This is a genomic window from Duganella sp. OV510 (genome assembly GCF_900100205.1).
In the GTDB taxonomy this organism is placed as follows: Bacteria; Pseudomonadota; Gammaproteobacteria; order Burkholderiales; family Burkholderiaceae_D; genus Rugamonas.
This window is the reverse complement of the sequence record NZ_FNEQ01000010.1, coordinates 237,333-256,667: the sequence shown is the minus strand read 5'-3', so window position 1 is coordinate 256,667 and position 19,335 is coordinate 237,333. Positions and strand designations below refer to the sequence as shown.

The following is a 19,335-nucleotide window of genomic DNA, read 5'->3' as shown; positions in this document are numbered from 1 at the left end:
AGCGTATGCTGGGCAGGATGTTGGTGTTGGTTGCGGCGCTGGTCGCCGGCGGTGTGGGCGCGCAGGAGTATTACGGTGACTTGCGGCCGGATGCGCCGGAGCTGGCGGCGCGTGGCGCGTTGCAGGTCGGCGTACGCACGCTGGTGGCAGAGAACAAGGACCAACTCGACATCTTGCGCTACAGCGCCGAGCAGCCTAATCCGCGCTACACGCGCAAGCTGACGCTGGAGGTGTGGTATCCGGCGCGGCTGGCGGAGGGTCAGAAGGAGCACACCGTCTACAGCGACGTGCTGGGCTCCGGGCCGAATGATCCGAAGCGGCCCAACACGCCATTCCAGTTCAACGGCCGCGCCGCGCGCGATGCCGCACCGCTGCTGCCGGCGCAGCAGGCCGCGCAAGCCGCGTCCAGGCCCGGCGCAGCGGGCGCAAACGGCGCCGTGCCGGCCCAGGCCGCTGCGGCGCCAAGCGGCCGCTATCCGCTGGTGATCGTCTCGCACGGTTATCCGGGATCGCGTTTGCAGATGAGCTATCTGACCGAGAACCTGGCGTCGAAGGGCTACGTTGTCGTCGCCATCGACCATCCGGAATCCACGCGTGCCGACAAGGCCGGCTTCGCCAGCACGCTGCTGAACCGCCGTCTGGACGATCTGTTCGTGCTGAATACCGTCGCTGGCTGGGCGAAACCAGGCAGCGGCAACTTCCTGGCCGGCGTGGTCGACGCCGACAATACCGCGCTGATTGGCTACTCGATGGGCGGCTACGGCGCGCTGAATACCGTCGGCGCCGGCGTCGGTGCGGCTGCCGCAGCATTCGTTCCTGGTGGCAAACTGGCAATCAACCAGCAAGGCAATCAGGAATACGAAACCGCCCGCGACCCGCGCATCAAGGCCGTGGTGGCTTTCGCCCCGTGGGGCGCCAATTACAAGGTTTGGGATGATGCAGGCCTGGCCGGTGTCCGCACGCCGACGCTGTTCATCACCGGCGACCAGGATGACGTTGCCGGATACAAAGAAGGCGTGTTGCAAATCTTTCAAAAGACTGTCAATGCGAACCGCTACCTGTTGACCTACATCGGCGGCCGTCATAATTCCGCGCCGAATCCACCCTCGCCGGCACACTACAGCAATGCCGACGACTTCCAGTCCTATTCCGAGCCGGTCTGGGACAGCCGTCGCATCAACAATATCAACCAGCATTTTGTGACGGCCTTCCTTGGCGTCGAGCTGAAACAGCAGCCTTTGCAGGGCTATTTACAGCTCACACCGCAATCCAATGACGAGTGGAAAGGATTCTCCAAACGCAATGCTGTGGGACTGGAATGGCGTCACTTGCCGCCGCAGTAGACTTAAGGGCCTTCTAAGACTTTCAGCTTGTATAATGCTGGCAAACTAACAGGCCCGCATAACATGACCAATACCACTCACTTCGGTTACAAAACCGTCGCGGAAGACGATAAAGTCCGCGAAGTTGCCAAGGTTTTCCATTCTGTCGCCGCCAAGTACGACATCATGAACGACGTCATGTCGGCTGGCCTGCACCGCGTGTGGAAGATCTTTACCATCGCCAACGCGGCCGTGCGTCCGGGCTTCAAGTGCCTGGACATCGCTGGCGGCACGGGCGACCTGGCCAAGGCGTTTGCCAAGCAGGCCGGCCCGACCGGGGAAGTGTGGCTGACCGACATCAACGAATCGATGTTGCGCGTGGGCCGTGACCGCCTCTTGAATCGCGGCCTGATGACCCCAACTTTGTTGTGTGACGCAGAAAAACTGCCATTCCCAGACAATTACTTTGACCGCGTCAGCGTCGCCTTCGGCCTGCGTAATATGACGCACAAGGACCAGGCGCTGAAAGAAATGCAGCGCGTGCTGAAGCCGGGCGGCAAACTGCTGGTGCTGGAATTCTCCAAGGTGGCCGCACCGTTGCAAAAACCTTACGATATTTATTCTTTCAAGGTACTGCCTTGGATGGGCGAAAAAATCGCCAACGATGCAGAAAGCTACCGTTACCTGGCGGAGTCGATCCGCATGCACCCTGACCAGGAAACGCTGAAGACCATGCTGGAAGATGCGGGCCTGGAACGGGTAACGTATTACAACCTGACGGCAGGTGTGGCCGCTTTGCACACCGGTATCAAAATGTAATCACGGAAGAGAGAGATAAAACAATGAATCTGAAAAAAATTCTGGTTGGCGCACTGATCGCCACCATGGCGGTGTCGACCCTGGTCGAGGCGCGCCCGGCAGGCGGCGGCAAATCGATCGGCCGCCAGTCGCAAAACGTCAACCGCATGCCGGCGCAGCAAGCGCCGCAGCAGGCGCCACGCCAGGCGCAACCTAACCAGGCGCCAAACACGCCGCCGGCTGCCGCACCGAAGCCTAGCCCATGGAAGGGTATTCTGGGCGGCGCGCTGCTGGGCCTCGGCCTGGGCGCACTGTTCTCGCACTTCGGCCTGGGTGGCGCGCTGGGTGGCGCCATCGGTTCGATCATCATGATCGCGCTGCTGGCTGGCGTGGTGTACTTCATCTTCCGCCTGATCCGCAGCAAGTCGCAGCCACAGGCGCGTCCGGCTGCCTTCAGCGGCAATGGCAATCAGAACGTGTATTCGATGCCGCAGCAAAGCGGTTCTGCCACGCCGGACATCGGTTCGCGCCTGCAACCTGCCGCCGCGCCGGTGCAGCAGGCGCACACCCAGTGGGGCGTGCCGGGCGATTTCGACCAGGCCAGCTTCCTGCGCGTTGCCAAGAGCAACTTCATCCGCCTGCAAGCGGCCTGGGATAAAGGCGACGTGGCCGATATCCGTGAATTCACCACGCCGGAAGTGTTTGCTGAAATGAAGATGCAGATCAGCGAACGTACCCAGGCGGACTACACCGACGTGATCAGCATCGATGCCGAACTGCTGGGCATTGAAACCACCGATACCGAATACCTGGCGAGCGTCAAGTTCACCGGCATGATCAAGCCGGCGCCGGATGCGCTGGCCGAGCCGTACCACGAAGTGTGGAACCTGGTGAAGCCGGTCAACGGTTCGAGCGGCTGGCTGCTGGGCGGTATTCAACAGCTGGCATAAGCAAAACAGCTTCTGCTGGTAAAACTGGTAAGATCAAGGCCGCCCGTTCTCGGGCGGTTTTGTTTTTCTACAGCTAAAACATGATTTCACTTAATCCAGGCAGTTTTTCCGCGGCGCCGGCCAGCGCCGCCATCAACCATTTGCTGGCGCAGGAGCCTTGGGCGCGCCAGACGCTGCAACGTCACGCCGGCAAGACCGCCGCCATCGACGCCGGCTCGGTCGCGCTGCGCCTGCGCGTGACCGCCGACGGCTACCTGGAACCGGCGCCAGCCGATGAGGCCGCCCGCGTCACCATCCGTGTCAAGCTGTCAGACCTGCCGCTGATCGCGCAAAACCGCGAGCGCGCCTTCTCCTACGTGCAAATCGAAGGTGACGCCGAATTCGCCAACACCATTTCCAGCCTGAGCCAATCGCTGCGCTGGGAAGCCGAGCACGACCTGGAAAAAGTGATCGGCCCGATCGCCGCCGTGCGCGCCGTCTCCGGTGCCAAGGCCGCGTTTGAGGCGGTGAAGAACGGCCACCAGAAGCTGGCCGAAAACCTCGCCGAATTCCTGCTCGACGAAAAACAGGTGCTGGTGCGCCCGCAAACGGTAGAAGCGTACTCGGCCGATGTCACCCGCCTGCGTGACGACGTTGAACGCGCGGCCAAACGCCTGGCCAGACTGGAACAGAAACTGGGACCTCAATGATGCTGAAATTCTTGCGCCTGCTGAAAATTCTGCGGGTATCGGTGCGCTATGGCCTGGATGAAATCGCCATTTCCGGCCTGAAAAAGCCGCGCGTCACCAAACTGATCGACACGGTATTTTTCTGGCGCGACCTGTCTTCGCCGCGCGGCGTGCGGCTGCGCATGGCGCTGGAAGAGCTGGGCCCGATCTTCGTCAAGTTCGGCCAGGTGCTGTCCACCCGTAGCGACCTGATCCCGCCCGACCTGCAAATTGAACTGGCACGTTTGCAGGACCGCGTGCCGCCGTTCGATCCGGACCTGGCCATCGCGCAGATCCGCAAATCGCTGGGCGCGCATCCGGACCAGCTGTTTGCCACTTTTGAGCGCAATCCGGTGGCCTCGGCGTCGATTGCCCAAGTGCACTTTGCGACGCTGAAGGATGGCCGCCAGGTGGCGGTCAAGGTGCTGCGTCCGGGCATGAAGAAAACCATCGATGACGACGTCGCGCTGATGCACGTGGCGGCCGAATGGATCAGCAACCTCTGGGCCGACAGCAAGCGCCTCAAGCCGCGCGAAGTGGTGGCCGAGTTCGACAAATACCTGCACGACGAGCTGGACCTGATGCGCGAAGCCGCCAACGCCAGCCAGCTGCGCCGCAATTTTGCCGATTCGAATCTGCTGCTGGTGCCGGAGATGCACTGGGACTATTGCTCGTCGAGCGTGATTGTCATGGAGCGCATGCACGGCATTCCGGTGTCGCAGATCGACCGTCTGGAAGCGGCTGGCGTCGACTTGAAAAAGCTGTCCAGCGATGGCGTGGAAATCTTCTTTACGCAGGTGTTCCGCGATGGCTTCTTCCACGCCGATATGCACCCTGGGAACATCCTGGTGTCGATCGAACCTGAAACCTTTGGCCGCTACATCGCGCTGGACTTCGGCATCGTCGGCACGCTGACCGATTTCGACAAGGATTACCTGTCGCAAAACTTCCTGGCCTTCTTCCGCCGCGACTACAAGCGCGTGGCCGAGGCGCACATTGAATCCGGCTGGGCGCCGAAGGAAACCCGCGTCGACGAGCTGGAATCGGCAGTGCGCGCCTGCTGCGAACCGATCTTCGACCGTCCGCTGAAAGACATCTCCTTCGGCCAGATCCTGCTGCGTTTGTTCCAGACCTCGCGCCGTTTCAATGTCGAAGTACAGCCGCAGCTGGTGCTGCTGCAGAAAACGCTGCTGAACATCGAAGGCCTGGGCCGCCAGCTCGATCCCGACCTCGATCTGTGGAAGACCGCCAAGCCCTACCTGGAAAACTGGATGGCCGACCAGGTCGGCATCAAAGGCTTCATGCAGCGTCTGAAGGCCGAGGCGCCGCGCTACGCCCACATCTTCCCGCAACTGCCACGCCTGATGCATCAGGCGCTGGAGCGCCATTCGGAAAGACCCAACGACAACACCGAACTGATGCGCGCATTGGTGATGGAGCAGCAGCGCACCAACCGCCTGCTGGGCGTGGTGATTTACAGCGCGGTCGCTATCGCGCTGGGCGCGGCAGCTTACGAGTTGTACCAGCGCTTCCATCATCTGGTCTGACAGCGATGGCGGATTTCCTGCAGCGAGATCCAGGCTTGCCGGCGTTCTGGGACGAGCGCTTCGAGCGCCAGTTCACACCGTGGGACCAGGGCGGCGTGCCGCAGGCCCTGCGTGATTTCGCCGCCGCCAGCGCACCGCTGGTGACGCTGATTCCGGGTTGCGGCTCGGCCTACGAACTGGCCTGGCTGGCCGAGCAGGGCTGGGACGCCACCGCCATTGATTTCTCTCCCGCCGCCGTAGCGCAGGGCAAGGCGGTCGCCGGTGCGCATGCGTCACGCGTGGTGGAGGCGGATTTCTTCGCATGGCAGGCGGCACAGCCGCTGCAACTGGTCTACGAACGTGCCTTCCTGTGCGCCATGCCGCGCGCCATGTGGCCGCAGGTGGCGGCGCGCTGGGCGCAGCTGCTGTCGCCGGGAGGGTTGCTGGCTGGTTATTTCTTTTTCGATGAGGCGCCCAAGGGGCCGCCGTTTGGCATCAGCCGCGTGCAGCTGGAAGAGTTGCTGGGTGCGGATTTCACCTGCATGGCCGATGAAGCTGTCAGCGGCTCGATACCGGTATTTGCCGGTAAGGAGCGCTGGATGGTGTGGCAGCGTCTATAGCGAATAGTGCTTGTCCGGATCGCGCGGAATGGCTTCACCCTGGCGCACCGAAGGCTTGAGCAATAGCAGCAGCAAACCGAGGCCCAGCATGGCGTATCCGGACGGTTCCGGCACCGGGCTGAGCACCGGTTTGGCGGCAAGGTTCCGGGCCTGTTCCGGCGTCGCCAGCAGCGCGGCATCGGAGGTGGCGGCCGCCTGCGGCTGCTGTGCCACTGTCAACACCAGCGCTTTCCGCTCACCCGCCAGCGTTACCTTGGCGCGCTGGTCGGCGTCGATATAGTCACGGGCGCGCATGGCCCAGGCTGGGCTGGCGCCCAGCAGGGCAGCGCTCAAGATCAGCAAGGCCAGCCGTTTCATGGCGTCCCCCGACGGGAACATCATTGATCTTGACGGTGCGGACGGCTGGCTGGCAGAGGTGGCGCGTAGCGCAGTGCATGCAACGCCACAATGATGGCGACGCCCAGCAAAATGGCGCGGCGATGCAACGGTTCTTCCGGCGAGGTTGGTGCAAATTTGGTGTTGGCGGCAAAGGCCGGTGCGGCCAGGCAGGCGGTCAGCAGACCGGCGTAGAGATATTTTTTCATGGCATTTCCCAAAGAATCAAAGAGTTAGAGCGTCGTAAGTCCAGGACGTCAAACGAGGCGTAGATTCAGGTTTTGGGAAATCAGCGCTTGGTAGGTGATATTTAATCATGCCCGAAACCAATAGGCGAATAGATTTTTGCTATGAAATCGATTTGTTGAACAGCCTTAGCCTCAGGAAACAGTCAGAAGCCGCGCAAAAGGCTTTATAATTCAGGGTTTTGATGATTTTTGCGGAGTAATAGAGATGCCGATCTACGCGTACCGCTGCGAAGCATGCGGTTTTGCCAAGGATGTCTTGCAAAAGATTTCCGATCCGCAGTTGACGGTTTGCCCTTCGTGCGGCAAGGAGTCGTTCAAGAAGCAACTGACTGCGGCTGGTTTCCAGCTGAAGGGCTCGGGCTGGTATGTGACCGATTTCCGTGGCGGCACGCCGCCGGCCACCGGCACGTCGACCACGCCGAAGTCGGAGGCGGCCGCGCCCACACCGGCGCCGACGCCATCGCCATCCGGCGGCTCCAGCGACACCTGAAGGACTCCATCCATCACGAAGGACATCGATGCGTAAATATTTCATCACCGGCTTGCTGATCCTGGTGCCGCTGGCGATTACCGCCTGGGTGCTGAACCTGGTGATCAGCACCATGGATCAGTCGCTGCTGTTTGTGCCGGAGCGCTGGCAGCCGCGTACCCTGATCGGCTTCGATATCCCTGGCCTGGGCACTTTGCTGACCATCATCATCGTGTTCCTGACCGGCCTGCTGACCAACAACCTGGTCGGCAACTATGTGGTACGTCTGTGGGAAAAACTGCTGACCCGGATTCCGATCGTCAGCTCGCTGTATTCGAGCGTCAAGCAGGTGTCGGACACGCTGTTCTCGTCGTCCGGCAACGCCTTCCGCAAGGCGGTGCTGGTGCCGTATCCGCATCAGAACTCGTGGACCATCGCCTTCCTGACCGGCGCGCCGGGCGGGGATGTAAAGAACCACCTGGTCGGTGAATACGTCAGCGTGTATGTGCCGACCACGCCGAATCCCACCTCGGGCTTTTTCCTGATGATGGCCAAGAAGGATGTGGTCGAACTCGACATGACGGTCGATGCGGCCCTGAAGTACATCGTGTCGATGGGAGTGGTGGCGCCGGAAGACGCCGCGCCGAAAACCATCGTCCTGAACGACACCAAGATTAACTGAGTAACCTAACCTGAACCGAGAAATAAACATGTCCTCAATGCGTACTCACTACTGCGGCCTCACCACTGAAGCGCTGCTTGGCCAAACTGTCAGCCTGTGCGGCTGGGTACATCGTCGCCGTGACCACGGCGGCGTGATCTTCATCGACCTGCGCGACCGCGAAGGCCTGGTGCAGATCGTTTGCAATCCGGAACAGGCTGAAGTATTCAAGGCCGCCGAAGCCGTGCGTAACGAGTTCTGCCTGCGCGTCACCGGCGTGGTCAAGGACCGCCTGGCCGGCACCGTCAACAACAACCTGAAATCCGGCAAGATCGAAGTGATCTGCTCCGAGCTGGAAGTGCTGAACGCCTCGGTGGCCGTGCCGTTCCAGCTGGACGACGACAACCTGTCGGAAACCACCCGCCTGACCCACCGCGTGCTGGACCTGCGCCGTCCGCAGATGCAGAACAATCTGCGCCTGCGCTACAAGGTGACCATGGAAGTGCGCAAGTACCTGGACGATCTGGGCTTCATCGACATCGAAACCCCGATGCTGACCAAGTCGACCCCGGAAGGCGCGCGCGACTACCTGGTGCCATCGCGTGTCAACGCCGGCAACTTCTTCGCGCTGCCGCAATCGCCACAGCTGTTCAAGCAGCTGCTGATGGTGGCCAACTTCGACCGTTACTACCAGATCACCAAGTGCTTCCGCGACGAAGACCTGCGCGCTGACCGCCAGCCGGAATTCACCCAGATCGACTGCGAAACCTCGTTCCTGACCGAACAGGAAATCCGCGACCTGTTCGAAGACATGATACGCAAAACGTTCAAGAACACCATGGACGTCGACCTGCCTAACCCATTCCCGGTGATGGACTTCGCCGAAGCCATGGGCAGCTACGGTTCGGACAAGCCGGACATGCGCGTCAAGCTGCAGTTCACCGAACTGACCGACGTGGTCAAAAACGTCGAGTTCAAGATCTTCAATAGCGCCGCCAACCTGCCGAACGGCCGCGTGGTCGGCCTGCGCGTGCCAAAAGGCGCGTCGATGCCGCGTTCGGAAATCGATGCCTACACCCAGTTCGTCGCCATCTACGGCGCGCGCGGCCTGGCTTACATCAAGGTCAACGAAAAAGCCAAAGGCCGTGACGGTCTGCAATCGCCGATCGTCAAAACCATCGACGATGCAACCCTGGCCAAGATCCTGGAACTGACCGGCGCCGAAGACGGCGACCTGATCTTCTTCGGTGCGGACAAGGCCAAGGTAGTCAACGACGCCATCGGCGCGCTGCGCGTGAAGATCGGCCACTCGGAATTCGGCAAGAACGCCGGCCTGTTCGACGACGTCTGGGCACCGCTGTGGGTGATCGACTTCCCGATGTTCGAATACGACGAAGAGTCGGATCGCTGGACCGCAACCCACCACCCGTTCACCGCGCCAAAAGACGGCCACGAAGACTGGCTGGAAACCAATCCGGGCGCTTGCATCGCCAAGGCCTACGACATGGTGCTGAACGGCTGGGAACTGGGCGGCGGTTCGATCCGTATCCACCGCGAAGAAGTGCAGTCGAAAGTGTTCCGCGCGCTGAAGATCGACGCTGACGAAGCCCGCCTGAAGTTCGGCTTCCTGCTGGACGCGCTGCAATACGGCGCGCCACCGCACGGCGGCCTGGCATTCGGCCTGGACCGTATCGTCACGCTGATGACCAAGTCGGACTCGATCCGCGACGTGATCGCCTTCCCGAAAACCCAGCGTGCGCAGGATCTGCTGACGCAAGCCCCTTCGGAAGTCGACGAGAAGCAGCTGAAAGAGCTGCACATCCGTCTGCGCACTGCCGAGCCGAAAGTTGCCGGCTAAGCAGTCACATGGGAAAGGCGCTGCGGCGCCTTTTCTTTTATCGTGCCCATGAAGCCTTACAAGATACCCGTATCGGTGCTGGTGGTGATCCACACGGCCGACCTGCAAGTGCTGCTGATCGAGCGCGCCGACAGGCCGGGCTATTGGCAATCGGTGACCGGCTCGCTGGACGCCGTCGACGAACCGCTGCTGGAAACCGCCGCGCGCGAGTTGTTTGAAGAAACCGGCATCGTCGCCGATGGCAAGACCATCGTGCTGCGCGACTGGCGGCTGTCCAACATCTACGAAATCTACCCTGTCTGGCGGCACCGCTACGCGCCTGGCGTCACGCAAAACACCGAGCACGTTTTCAGCGTCGAAGTCCCGCGCGACATCGCCATCACGCTCAGCCCGCGCGAACACCTGAACCACCTCTGGCTGCCGCATCTGGAAGCCGCCGACAAATGCTTCTCATCCTCCAACGCTGAAGCCATCCTCCGGCTCCCACAGCAGATCCGTTAGCCTGATTCGTATCAAGTTGCAGCACTGTGGACAGTCACATACTCGGTTATTGCGTTCGATTTTCGGGTGGTGTCATGCCGCAGTTGCTGAAACTCAAGGGATACCGATTTTATTTCTACAGCCACGAATTGGGCGAGCCGCCACATGTGCATGTAGATAAGAATGGATGTTCTGCAAAGTTTTGGTTGGAGAGCATTACGGTAGTGAGAAATCATCACTTCACATCGCTTGAGTTGCGTGAAATTGCGCGTATTATTTCTGCATACCGATTGGAATTTCTGAGGAGGTGGAATGAATATTTCAATGCCCCCTGACGAACGCATCAAGCACGTCTCGTTCGATACCTTCGACATTACCGTGCACCTGATGGACGGGCGCCGAATTAGCACGCCTTTGGCTTGGTATCCCAGATTAAGCAACGCACAGCCCCAGCAGTTGCTGGCTTGGGAAATTAGCGGTGCGGGCTATGGTGTGCATTGGGAGCAGTTAGACGAGGATTTAAGCGTGGAAGGCATGTTGCGCGGGCTGCCGGCAACGGGTTATCGCACTAACGCGCGTTCATAGGCGGCTTTTGCTATGTGCGGCTGCGCACGTCGCGTTTGCTGCGGTGGGGGTAGAATATGTCGCATGAAGATCCGTGTTGCTACCTATAACATCCACAAGGGCGTTTCCAGCATTCGTGCGGAACCGCGTGTGCTGGCGCTGAAACAGGCCATCGGCATGTTTGATGCCGATGTGGTTTTTTTGCAAGAAGTGCAGGGCAAGCATGATATGAAGGCGGCCAAGTACGGCGCCGAGCACCTCGGCCACAAGCATTGGCCCGCTGCAGCGCAGCATGAATATTTTGCCGGCGAGTCGCGCCACTTGCATGCCGCCTATGGCATGAATGCGATCTACGATCATGGCCACCACGGCAATGCGCTGCTCAGCGCCTTCCCGATCGCCAGCCAGTTGAATCGCGATGTTTCCGATCATGCCTATGAACAGCGCGGCATCCTGCACTGTGTGCTGGATACGCCGCATGGGCCGGTGCATTGCTATGTGGTCCACCTGGGCCTGTTCGAGAGCGGCCGCCGGCGCCAGACCCAGGCGCTGATCAACGCGGTCAAGGAAACCGCGCCGAACGGTGAGCCGGTGGTGATCGCCGGCGATTTCAACGACTGGCGCAACACCCTCAGCAATGAGCTGTACAACGCGCTGGGCGTGGTCGAGGCATTCGATGAGATCGAAGGCTCGAATACCGCGCTGGGCGAGATCATGCGCAAGCTGCGCCGCAAGAGCAGCATCATTCCGGCCCGCACCTTCCCGGCCGCGCTGCCGTTCTTCCGCCTGGACCGCATCTATGTGCGCGGCTTCAAGGTGGACACGGCCGAGGTAATGCATGGTAGTCTCTGGGCCAAGCTATCAGACCACGCTCCCATCGTCGCCTCGCTGACGCTGGCGTGAGCGCCAACTATGCGCCCAGTCAATTTTATTGCCGATAACGACGTCACGCTGCTTCACACCGGCACCGATTATTTCCCGGCGCTGATCGCTGCCATCGATGCTGCGCAATATGAAGTCTATTTCGAGACTTATATCTTCGCTGGCGACGAGACCGGCAAGAGTGTCGTCGCCGCGCTGATCCGCGCCGCCCAGCGGGGTGTCCAGGTGCGTGTGATCACCGACTGGTGGGGCACCGGCCGCCGCCAGATCAACAGCATGCACGACGAGCTGACCGCCGGCGGCGTCGAGCATCGCCGCTTCAATCCCTGGTTCAAGCGTGGTGTCACGCGCACGCATCGCAAAATCTGCGTGGTGGACCGTGCTGTGGCCTACGTCGGCGGCATCAACATCAACGACGATATGTTCTGCGATTACGATCACAGCAAGGCATTGTCGGCGCCGCGCTGGGATTTCGCGGTGCAAGTGCGCGGCCCGCTGGTGGCCGAGATCCAGCTGGAGGCCGTCACCCAATGGCGTCGCCTCGGCAAGCTCAGCCTGATCAAGCGTATCGGCCTGTATCGCGACATGCGCAAGGTCGAGAAGATCGCCGCCGCCCATGCGGTGCAGGCCGGCTTCGTGGTGCGCGACAACCTGCGCAACCGGCATACGATCCAGCGCGCCTATCTGAAGGCGCTGGGCCAGGCGCGCAAGAGCGTGCTGCTGGCCAATCCGTATTTCGCCCCCAGCCGCAAATTCCGCCGCGCGCTGACCTCGGCCGCCGAGCGCGGCGTCGAGGTGGTGCTGCTGATCGGCGTCGGCGAAATCTGGCTGCAGGATGCGGTGGCGCACTCTTTCTACCCGAAGCTGCTTGCGGCCGGCGTCAAAGTGGTGGAATATCACAAGACGCAGTTGCATGCCAAGGTCGCCGTCATCGACGACGACTGGGCCACGGTCGGCTCCAGCAATGTAGATGGGCTGAGCCTGTTCCTCAACCAGGAAGCCAATGTGGTGATCAAGGATGCGGCGTTCGCGCAGAGCCTGCGCCAGCATATCGAGGCGGCGATTGCCGACGGCAAGGTCATCACCTATGATGACTTCGAGCACGTCGGCCACGTGCGCCGCATCGGCTACGAGATTGCGTTTGTGTTGTACAAGTTATTAATGCGGGTGTTCGCAGTGGGGAAATACGCGTGAGCGAAGGTGTACGACTGGATAAATGGCTGTGGGCAGCGCGCTTCTTTAAAACCCGTTCGCTGGCCACCGACGCCATCTCGCTGGGCCGGGTGATCGTCAACGGCGACCGCGCCAAGCCGGCGCGCAACGTCAAGCTGGGCGATGTGCTGGAAATCGACAACGGCGCCGACCAGTGGGAAGTCGACGTCATGGGCCTGTCCGATGTGCGCGGCCCGGCACCGGTCGCCCGCAATCTCTACGAAGAAACCGACGTCAGCGTCGCCCGCCGCGCCGCCCAGGCGGAAAACCGCCGTTTGTACCGCGAACCAGGCACCACCATCAAGGGCCGCCCCACCAAACGCGACCGCCGCGAATTGGACAAGCTCTAACTTAGTTTCTCATCCGCATGCTGCGTCGCAGCAATAGAACCTCACCTCTAAAGGTACTGTTTGACATTCACCCGCAAGTGGATAATAGTACGAGCGTTCGCAATTCTTTTCACACGGAGTAAATTTATCTGGAGGAGAATAATCCTTCTCCAAGATTTTAATAAAACTTACTTCGGGATGACATCTTATTAATACCTCAACTAAATTTATGCGCAAAGGCGAGTTAACCCGCGCAGCGATCCTGGATATGGCGCTGGATCTGGCCAGCCGTGATGGTCTGGAAGGTCTGACCATTGGATTGTTGGCAGATAAGATGAACATGAGCAAATCCGGTGTGTTTGCGCACTTCGGATCGCGTGAAGATTTGCAGTTGGAAGTGCTGAAGCTGTATCACCACCGTTTCGAGCAGGAAGTGTTCTTCCCCAGCGTGAAAGAGCCGCGCGGCATCCAGCGCCTGCAGGCGATGTTTGCGCGCTGGGTCAAGCGGGTCAGCGTGGAAGTAGCGTCGGGCTGCATCTATATCAGCGGCGCGGTTGAATATGACGACCGCCCGGGCCCGATCCGCGAAGAGCTGATGGCCATGGTCGGCGCCTGGCAGGGTGCGCTGCTGCGCTGCGTGCAGCAGTGCGTCGAATGCGGCGACCTGAAGCAGGACACCGACCCGCAGCAGCTGGTCTACGAGATGTACGGCCTGATCCTGGCCCTGCATCACGACGGCCGCTTCATGCGCATCCCTGGCAGCCTGGAGCGGGCTGGCAAGGGCTTTGAGCGCGTGCTGGAAACGTATCGCAACGCAGTCACATTGAATTAATCAAATCAAACTACAGTAGTCATCAGGAGAAAACCATGGGTCAATACGTCGCGCCAATCCGGGATATGCAATTCGTTCTGCACGAGCTGCTGAAGGTGGAAGATGAACTGAAAACGCTGCCTAACTACTCGGAAATCGATGCCGACATCATCAACCAGGTGCTGGAAGAAGGCGGCAAATTCACCTCCGAAGTGCTGTTCCCGCTGAACCACAGCGGCGACCGCGAAGGCTGCCACTACGATGGCGCGACCAAGTCGGTGACCACTCCTAAGGGCTTCAAGGAAGCCTACAAGCAATACGTTGACGGCGGCTGGGCAGCGCTGGCCTGCGATCCTGAATACGGCGGCCAGGGCCTGCCGGTGGTGATGAACAACTCGTTCTACGAGATGCTGAACTCGGCCAACCAGGCCTGGACCATGTATCCTGGCCTGTCGCACGGCGCCTACGAGTGCCTGAAAGAACACGGCACCGACGAACAAAAGAAAACCTATCTGCCGAAACTGGTATCGGGCGAGTGGACCGGCACCATGTGCCTGACCGAACCGCACTGCGGCACCGACCTGGGCATGCTGCGCTCGAAAGCGCTGCCACAGGCTGACGGCTCGTGGCTGATCACCGGCAACAAGATCTTCATCTCGGCCGGCGAACACGATATGTCGGAAAACATCCTGCACCTGGTGCTGGCACGTGTTCCAGATGCACCGGAAGGCTCGAAAGGCATTTCGCTGTTCCTGGTGCCGAAGTTTCTGCCGAACGCTGACGGTTCGGTTGGCGAACGCAACCCGATCACCTGCGGCGCGATCGAAGAAAAAATGGGCATCCACGGCAACTCGACCTGCCAGATGAATCTGGACGGCGCCAAGGGCTGGATCATCGGCCAGCCGAACAAAGGCCTGAACGCGATGTTCGTGTTCATGAACGCTGCCCGTCTGGGCGTGGGCATGCAGTCGCTGGGCCTGACCGAAGTGGCGTACCAGAACGCCGTGGTGTATGCCAAGGACCGCATCCAGATGCGCTCGCTGACCGGCCCGAAAAATCCGGAGAAGCCAGCCGATCCGATCATCGTCCATGCCGACGTGCGCCGCATGCTGCTGACCGGCCGTGCCTACGCTGAAGGTGCACGCGCTTTCACCTCGTACGTGGCGCTGCAGATCGACCGCGAACTGCATCACCCTGACGAAGATGTGCGCAAGGAAGCCGGCGACGAAGTCGCGCTGCTGACCCCGATCATCAAGGCCTTCATCACCGACAACGCCTGGATCGCCACTTCGGAAGCGATGCAAGTGTACGGCGGCCACGGCTACATCAGCGAGTGGGGCATGGAGCAGTACGTGCGTGACGCGCGTATCAACCTGATCTACGAAGGCACCAACACCATCCAGTCGCTGGACCTGCTGGGCCGCAAGATCCTGGGTGACAACGGCGCCAAGCTGCGCAAGTTCGGCGAGAAGATCAAAGCCTTCGTGGAAGAGAACGGCCTGGATGAAAACCTGAGCGAATTCATCACCCCGCTGGGCGACCTGGGCGACAAAGTCACCAAGCTGACCATGGAAATCGGCATGAAGGCCTTCCAGAACGCCGACGAAGTGGGCGCCGCCGCCGTGCCTTATCTGCGCGTGGTTGGCCACCTGGTGTACAGCTACTTCTTCGCGCAAATGGCGAAGATCGCGCTGGAAAAACAGGATAGCAGCGACACCTTCTACAAAACCAAGCTGGCGACCGCGCGCTTCTACTTCGCCCGCCTGCAACCAGAAACCGCAACCCTGATCCGCCAGGCACGCTCGGGCTCCGCCAACCTGATGGCACTCGACGCCGACCTGTTTTAAGAGGAAACGACAATGACCAATTTCATCGTTAAAAAAGTAGCCGTGCTGGGTGCCGGCGTGATGGGTGCGCAGATCGCCGCGCATTGCGTCAACGCCAAAGTGCCTGTGGTGCTGTTTGATTTGCCAGGAAAAGAGGGGACGCCGAAGAACGGCATCGTGCTGAAAGCCATTGAAGGCCTGAAGAAGCTGTCGCCTGCGCCGCTGGGCAACAAGGACCACGCTGCACTGATCGAAGTCGCCAACTATGAAGACGACCTGGCCAAGCTGGCCGAGTGCGACCTGATCATCGAAGCGATCGCCGAGCGCCTGGACTGGAAACATGACCTGTACAAGAAAGTTGCACCGCACATTGCACCTAACGCCATCTTCGCCTCGAACACCTCGGGCCTGTCGATCGGCAAGCTGGCCGAAGGCTTCGACGCGGAACTGAAAGCGCGTTTCTGCGGCGTGCACTTCTTCAACCCGCCGCGCTATATGCACCTGGTGGAAATCATCCCGACCCCGGACACCAAGCCAGAGATCGCCGACCAGCTGGAAGGCTTCCTGACCTCGACCCTGGGCAAGGGCGTGGTCCGCGCCAAGGACACCCCGAACTTCATCGCCAACCGTGTTGGCGTGTTCGGCATCCTGGCCATCGTTCACGAAGCTGAAAAATTCGGCCTGTCGGTCGACGTGGTCGATGACCTGACCGGCGCCAAGCTGGGCCGCGCCAAGTCGGGTACCTTCCGCACCGCTGACGTGGTCGGCCTGGACACCATGGGTCACGTGATCAAGACCATGCAGGACTACCTGCCGAACGATCCGTTCGCAGCCGTCTACAAAACGCCTGAAGTGCTGGCCAAGCTGGTCGAGAAGGGCGCGCTGGGTCAGAAGACCGGCGCCGGCTTCTACAAAAAAGTAGGCAAAGAGATTCAACGCCTGGACTTCGCCACCGGTGAATACGTCGCTGGTGGCGCCAAGGCAGCCGACATCGTCGCCCGCATCCTGAAGGAAAAAGATCCGGTCAAGAAAATGAAAGCGATGCGCGAATCGACCAACCCACAGGCGCAGTTCCTGTGGGCGATCTTCCGCGACGCCTTCCACTACATCGCCGTGCACCTGGAAAGCATTGCCGACAACGCGCGCGATATCGACTTCGCCATGCGCTGGGGCTTCGGCTGGACCGTTGGTCCGTTCGAAACCTGGCAGGCATCGGGCTGGACGCAAGTCGCCCAGTGGGTGAAAGAAGACATCGACGCTGGCCAGGCACTGTGCTCGGCGCCGCTGCCGGCATGGGTGTTCGAAGGCCCGGTCGCTGAAAAAGGCGGCGTCCACACGCCGGAAGGTTCGTGGTCGGCCGTCTCGAAATCGTTCGTGCCGCGTTCGGAACTGGCGGTGTACAAGCGTCAGGAATTCCGTGCGCCGGTACTGGGCTCGGGTGAAATCGACGGCCGCAAGGCCGGCACCACCGTGCATGAAGACGACGATGTGCGCCTGTGGCACTCGGGCGACGACATCCTGGTCATCTCGCTGAAAACCAAGCTGCACGTGATCAGCCCAGGCGTCATCGCCGGCTTCAGGAAAGCATTGGCCGAAGCCGAGAAAAACTTCAAGGGCCTGGTGATCTGGAGCGCGGACGCAGCCGACGGCGGCGCCTTCTCGGCCGGCGCCGACCTGCAATCGGCACTGCCAGCCTTTATGAGCGGCGGCGCCAAGGCAGTCGATCCGATCATCAAGGAACTGCAAGACACCTTCATGGCGATGAAATATTCGAACGTGCCAGTGGTGGCGGCGGTAGCCGGCATCGCACTGGGCGGCGGCTGCGAAATGGCGCTGCACGCGTCGAAACGCGTGGCCTCGATCGAATCGTACATCGGCCTGGTGGAAGTGGGCGTGGGCCTGATCCCTGCCGGCGGCGGCCTGAAAGAAGCGGCGCAGCGCGCCTACAAGGAAGCCAAGGGCACCGACATCCTGCAATTCCTGAAAACCGGCTTCACCAACGCGGCCACCGCGAACGTGTCGAAATCGGCACTGGAAGCGCAAGCGATGGGTTACCTGAAAGAAGACGACGTCATCGTCTTCAACCCGTACGAACTGCTGTACGTGGCCAAGACCGAAGCGCGCGCCATGTTCGACAAGGGCTACCGCGCGCCGCTGAAAGCGCCGATCCAGGTGACCGGCCGCTACGGCTGGGGCACCATCAAGGCGCAACTGGTGAATATGCGTGACGGCGGCTTCATCTCCGCCCACGACTTCAAGCTGGGCGACATGATCGCGCAAATCGTCAGTGGTGGCGATATCGATCAGGGTTCGTTCGTGAGCGAACAGTGGCTGCTGGACATGGAACGCAAAGCCTTCCTGGAGCTGCTGAACCATCCGAAAACCCAGGAGCGCATCATGGGCATGCTGCAAACCGGTAAGCCAGTCCGCAACTAAGGAATAAGACAATGAGCAAACAAGTTCAAGACGCATACATCGTCGCCGCGACCCGCACCCCGATCGGCAAGGCGCCGCGCGGCATGTTCAACAAAACCCGCCCGGACGATCTGCTGGTGCGCGTGATCCAGTCGGCACTGGCACAGGCGCCTGGCCTGGACCCGGCGCTGATCACCGACGCCATCATCGGCTGCTCGTTCCCGGAAGCGGAGCAGGGCTTCAACATCGCCCGTCAATCGGTGCTGCTGGCCGGCCTGCCGAAGACTGTCGGCGGCGTCACCATCAACCGTTACTGCGCTTCGGGCATCACCGCCCTGGCGATGGCGGCTGACCGCATCCGCGTTGGCGAAGCCGACGTGATGCTGGCTGGCGGCGTGGAGTCGATGTCGATGGTACCAATGATGGGCCATCACCCATCGATGAACCTGAATATGTTCACCGACGAAAACGTCGGCATGGCATACGGCATGGGCCTGACCGCTGAAAAAGTGGCCGAGCAGTGGAAGGTGTCGCGTGAAGACCAGGATGCGTTCTCGGTTGAATCGCACCGCCGTGCTGTCGCCGCGCAGCAAGCCGGTTTCTTCAAGGATGAAACCACGCCAGTCGAGATCATCACCCGCACGCCAGACCTGGCTACCGGCGAGATCAAGGTGAAAACCCGCACCGTCGATACCGACGAAGGCGCGCGTCCGGAAACCAGCCTGGAAACCCTGGGCAAGCTGAAGCCGGTGTTCGCCGCCAAAGGCTCCGTGACTGCTGGTAACAGCTCGCAGATGTCCGACGGCGCTGGTGCGCTGCTGGTGGTCTCCGAGAAAATCCTGAAAGAACACAACCTGACGCCGCTGGCCAAGTTCTCGTCGTTCGCTGTCAAAGGCGTGCCGCCAGAGATCATGGGCATCGGTCCGAAGTTCGCGATTCCGGATGCGCTGAAAGCTGCCGGCATCACCCAGGACCAGCTGGACTGGATCGAGCTGAACGAAGCGTTTGCCGCGCAGGCGCTGGCCGTGATCCGCGATCTGGGCCTGGACCCAGCCAAGGTCAACCCGATGGGCGGCGCGATCGCGCTGGGTCACCCGCTGGGCGCCACCGGCGCGATCCGCGCTGCGACCGTGGTGCACGCACTGCGTCGCAACAACCTGAAATACGGCATGGTCACCATGTGCGTAGGCGCAGGCATGGGCGCAGCCGGCATCATCGAGCGCGTGTAATCACGACACCGCGATAATCAAGGGCGCTGCGGCGCCCTTGTCATTTGGAGACA

The 19,335-nt window shown here is 60.8% G+C and carries 21 protein-coding genes; 19 read left to right on the top strand and 2 right to left on the bottom strand.

Annotated elements, in window-relative coordinates; genetic code table 11:
* The first annotated feature begins 5 nt into the window (after window positions 1-5).
* The 6 genes from BLS51_RS24145 to BLS51_RS24120 all read left to right on the top strand — a co-directional run bounded on the left by BLS51_RS24145 (window position 6) and on the right by BLS51_RS24120 (window position 5,923).
* Window positions 6-1,343 (top strand): alpha/beta hydrolase family protein, encoded by a 1,338-nt coding sequence (locus BLS51_RS24145; protein WP_090190283.1) that lies wholly within the window; start codon window positions 6-8, stop codon window positions 1,341-1,343.
* A 63-nt stretch (window positions 1,344-1,406) separates the two neighbouring features.
* Complete coding sequence (gene ubiE / locus BLS51_RS24140) at window positions 1,407-2,141, top strand: bifunctional demethylmenaquinone methyltransferase/2-methoxy-6-polyprenyl-1,4-benzoquinol methylase UbiE (protein WP_090190281.1); 735 nt, start codon at window positions 1,407-1,409, stop codon at window positions 2,139-2,141.
* A 23-nt stretch (window positions 2,142-2,164) separates the two neighbouring features.
* Complete coding sequence (locus BLS51_RS24135) at window positions 2,165-3,070, top strand: Tim44 domain-containing protein (RefSeq protein WP_090190279.1); 906 nt, start codon at window positions 2,165-2,167, stop codon at window positions 3,068-3,070.
* A gap of 80 nt (window positions 3,071-3,150) precedes the next feature.
* A complete protein-coding gene (locus BLS51_RS24130) occupies window positions 3,151-3,759 on the top strand; it encodes a ubiquinone biosynthesis accessory factor UbiJ (RefSeq protein WP_090190277.1) in 609 nt (202 codons plus the stop codon).
* Window positions 3,756-5,324 (top strand): ubiquinone biosynthesis regulatory protein kinase UbiB, encoded by a 1,569-nt coding sequence (gene ubiB / locus BLS51_RS24125; protein WP_090190275.1) that lies wholly within the window; start codon window positions 3,756-3,758, stop codon window positions 5,322-5,324. The genes BLS51_RS24130 and ubiB overlap by 4 nt, the downstream gene beginning before the upstream one ends.
* A gap of 5 nt (window positions 5,325-5,329) precedes the next feature.
* Window positions 5,330-5,923, top strand: a complete 594-nt coding sequence (locus tag BLS51_RS24120) for a methyltransferase domain-containing protein (RefSeq protein ID WP_090190273.1) — start codon at window positions 5,330-5,332, stop codon at window positions 5,921-5,923.
* Here BLS51_RS24120 and BLS51_RS24115 read toward each other — a convergent pair.
* Together BLS51_RS24115 and BLS51_RS24110 are read right to left on the bottom strand one after the other, a co-directional pair.
* On the bottom strand, window positions 5,918-6,280 hold the full coding sequence (locus tag BLS51_RS24115; protein WP_090190271.1) for a PEP-CTERM sorting domain-containing protein: 363 nt from the start codon (window positions 6,278-6,280) through the stop codon (window positions 5,918-5,920). The two genes, BLS51_RS24120 and BLS51_RS24115, sit on opposite strands and share 6 nt — an antisense overlap.
* 20 nt (window positions 6,281-6,300) lie before the next feature.
* On the bottom strand, window positions 6,301-6,507 hold the full coding sequence (locus BLS51_RS24110) for a hypothetical protein (RefSeq protein WP_090190269.1): 207 nt from the start codon (window positions 6,505-6,507) through the stop codon (window positions 6,301-6,303).
* Between the two features lie 244 nt (window positions 6,508-6,751).
* Between BLS51_RS24110 and BLS51_RS24105 the strand changes: the two genes are divergently transcribed.
* The 13 genes from BLS51_RS24105 (at window position 6,752) to BLS51_RS24045 (ending at window position 19,282) form a co-directional block, all read left to right on the top strand.
* A complete protein-coding gene (locus BLS51_RS24105) occupies window positions 6,752-7,036 on the top strand; it encodes an FmdB family zinc ribbon protein (RefSeq protein ID WP_090190267.1) in 285 nt (94 codons plus the stop codon).
* Window positions 7,037-7,064: 28 nt separating this feature from the next.
* On the top strand, window positions 7,065-7,697 hold the full coding sequence (locus BLS51_RS24100) for a DUF502 domain-containing protein (RefSeq protein ID WP_090190265.1): 633 nt from the start codon (window positions 7,065-7,067) through the stop codon (window positions 7,695-7,697).
* Window positions 7,698-7,734: 37 nt separating this feature from the next.
* Entirely contained in the window at window positions 7,735-9,534 is a 1,800-nt protein-coding gene (gene aspS / locus BLS51_RS24095; protein WP_175472677.1) for an aspartate--tRNA ligase, read from the top strand.
* A 48-nt stretch (window positions 9,535-9,582) separates the two neighbouring features.
* Entirely contained in the window at window positions 9,583-10,035 is a 453-nt protein-coding gene (gene nudB / locus BLS51_RS24090; protein WP_090190260.1) for a dihydroneopterin triphosphate diphosphatase, read from the top strand.
* A 74-nt stretch (window positions 10,036-10,109) separates the two neighbouring features.
* Window positions 10,110-10,349: a DUF4160 domain-containing protein gene (locus BLS51_RS30680; protein ID WP_090190258.1), complete on the top strand. Its 240-nt coding sequence runs from the start codon at window positions 10,110-10,112 to the stop codon at window positions 10,347-10,349.
* A complete protein-coding gene (locus tag BLS51_RS24080; RefSeq protein ID WP_090190255.1) occupies window positions 10,327-10,599 on the top strand; it encodes a DUF2442 domain-containing protein in 273 nt (90 codons plus the stop codon). The genes BLS51_RS30680 and BLS51_RS24080 overlap by 23 nt, the downstream gene beginning before the upstream one ends.
* 63 nt (window positions 10,600-10,662) lie before the next feature.
* Window positions 10,663-11,481, top strand: a complete 819-nt coding sequence (locus BLS51_RS24075; protein WP_090190252.1) for an endonuclease/exonuclease/phosphatase family protein — start codon at window positions 10,663-10,665, stop codon at window positions 11,479-11,481.
* Between the two features lie 9 nt (window positions 11,482-11,490).
* Window positions 11,491-12,654 (top strand): cardiolipin synthase ClsB, encoded by a 1,164-nt coding sequence (gene clsB, locus BLS51_RS24070; RefSeq protein ID WP_090190250.1) that lies wholly within the window; start codon window positions 11,491-11,493, stop codon window positions 12,652-12,654.
* Window positions 12,651-13,022: an RNA-binding S4 domain-containing protein gene (locus BLS51_RS24065; RefSeq protein WP_090190248.1), complete on the top strand. Its 372-nt coding sequence runs from the start codon at window positions 12,651-12,653 to the stop codon at window positions 13,020-13,022. The genes clsB and BLS51_RS24065 overlap by 4 nt, the downstream gene beginning before the upstream one ends.
* 208 nt (window positions 13,023-13,230) lie before the next feature.
* The gene (locus BLS51_RS24060; RefSeq protein ID WP_090190246.1) at window positions 13,231-13,833 is read left to right on the top strand and encodes a TetR/AcrR family transcriptional regulator; all 603 of its coding nucleotides are present in this window, start codon (window positions 13,231-13,233) and stop codon (window positions 13,831-13,833) included.
* A gap of 35 nt (window positions 13,834-13,868) precedes the next feature.
* Window positions 13,869-15,659 carry an acyl-CoA dehydrogenase C-terminal domain-containing protein gene (locus tag BLS51_RS24055; RefSeq protein ID WP_090190244.1) on the top strand — a complete coding sequence of 597 codons (1,791 nt, stop codon included), beginning with the start codon at window positions 13,869-13,871 and terminating at the stop codon, window positions 15,657-15,659.
* Between the two features lie 12 nt (window positions 15,660-15,671).
* Window positions 15,672-18,074, top strand: a complete 2,403-nt coding sequence (locus tag BLS51_RS24050; protein ID WP_090190241.1) for a 3-hydroxyacyl-CoA dehydrogenase/enoyl-CoA hydratase family protein — start codon at window positions 15,672-15,674, stop codon at window positions 18,072-18,074.
* 11 nt (window positions 18,075-18,085) lie between these two features.
* Window positions 18,086-19,282 carry an acetyl-CoA C-acyltransferase gene (locus BLS51_RS24045; protein ID WP_090190238.1) on the top strand — a complete coding sequence of 399 codons (1,197 nt, stop codon included), beginning with the start codon at window positions 18,086-18,088 and terminating at the stop codon, window positions 19,280-19,282.
* Window positions 19,283-19,335: the final 53 nt, after the last annotated feature.

Excerpts from the sequence above, each read along its gene's own strand:
- BLS51_RS24145 (WP_090190283.1), top strand. The coding sequence starts at position 6 with ATGCTGGGCAGGATGTTGGTGTTGGTTGCGGCGCTGGTCGCCGGCGGT.
- ubiE (WP_090190281.1), top strand. The coding sequence starts at position 1,407 with ATGACCAATACCACTCACTTCGGTTACAAAACCGTCGCGGAAGACGAT.
- BLS51_RS24135 (WP_090190279.1), top strand. The coding sequence starts at position 2,165 with ATGAATCTGAAAAAAATTCTGGTTGGCGCACTGATCGCCACCATGGCG.
- BLS51_RS24130 (WP_090190277.1), top strand. The coding sequence starts at position 3,151 with ATGATTTCACTTAATCCAGGCAGTTTTTCCGCGGCGCCGGCCAGCGCC.
- ubiB (WP_090190275.1), top strand. The coding sequence starts at position 3,756 with ATGATGCTGAAATTCTTGCGCCTGCTGAAAATTCTGCGGGTATCGGTG.
- BLS51_RS24120 (WP_090190273.1), top strand. The coding sequence starts at position 5,330 with ATGGCGGATTTCCTGCAGCGAGATCCAGGCTTGCCGGCGTTCTGGGAC.
- BLS51_RS24115 (WP_090190271.1), bottom strand. The coding sequence starts at position 6,280 with ATGAAACGGCTGGCCTTGCTGATCTTGAGCGCTGCCCTGCTGGGCGCC.
- BLS51_RS24110 (WP_090190269.1), bottom strand. The coding sequence starts at position 6,507 with ATGAAAAAATATCTCTACGCCGGTCTGCTGACCGCCTGCCTGGCCGCA.
- BLS51_RS24105 (WP_090190267.1), top strand. The coding sequence starts at position 6,752 with ATGCCGATCTACGCGTACCGCTGCGAAGCATGCGGTTTTGCCAAGGAT.
- BLS51_RS24100 (WP_090190265.1), top strand. The coding sequence starts at position 7,065 with ATGCGTAAATATTTCATCACCGGCTTGCTGATCCTGGTGCCGCTGGCG.
- aspS (WP_175472677.1), top strand. The coding sequence starts at position 7,735 with ATGCGTACTCACTACTGCGGCCTCACCACTGAAGCGCTGCTTGGCCAA.
- nudB (WP_090190260.1), top strand. The coding sequence starts at position 9,583 with ATGAAGCCTTACAAGATACCCGTATCGGTGCTGGTGGTGATCCACACG.
- BLS51_RS30680 (WP_090190258.1), top strand. The coding sequence starts at position 10,110 with ATGCCGCAGTTGCTGAAACTCAAGGGATACCGATTTTATTTCTACAGC.
- BLS51_RS24080 (WP_090190255.1), top strand. The coding sequence starts at position 10,327 with ATGAATATTTCAATGCCCCCTGACGAACGCATCAAGCACGTCTCGTTC.
- BLS51_RS24075 (WP_090190252.1), top strand. The coding sequence starts at position 10,663 with ATGAAGATCCGTGTTGCTACCTATAACATCCACAAGGGCGTTTCCAGC.
- clsB (WP_090190250.1), top strand. The coding sequence starts at position 11,491 with ATGCGCCCAGTCAATTTTATTGCCGATAACGACGTCACGCTGCTTCAC.
- BLS51_RS24060 (WP_090190246.1), top strand. The coding sequence starts at position 13,231 with ATGCGCAAAGGCGAGTTAACCCGCGCAGCGATCCTGGATATGGCGCTG.
- BLS51_RS24055 (WP_090190244.1), top strand. The coding sequence starts at position 13,869 with ATGGGTCAATACGTCGCGCCAATCCGGGATATGCAATTCGTTCTGCAC.
- BLS51_RS24050 (WP_090190241.1), top strand. The coding sequence starts at position 15,672 with ATGACCAATTTCATCGTTAAAAAAGTAGCCGTGCTGGGTGCCGGCGTG.
- BLS51_RS24045 (WP_090190238.1), top strand. The coding sequence starts at position 18,086 with ATGAGCAAACAAGTTCAAGACGCATACATCGTCGCCGCGACCCGCACC.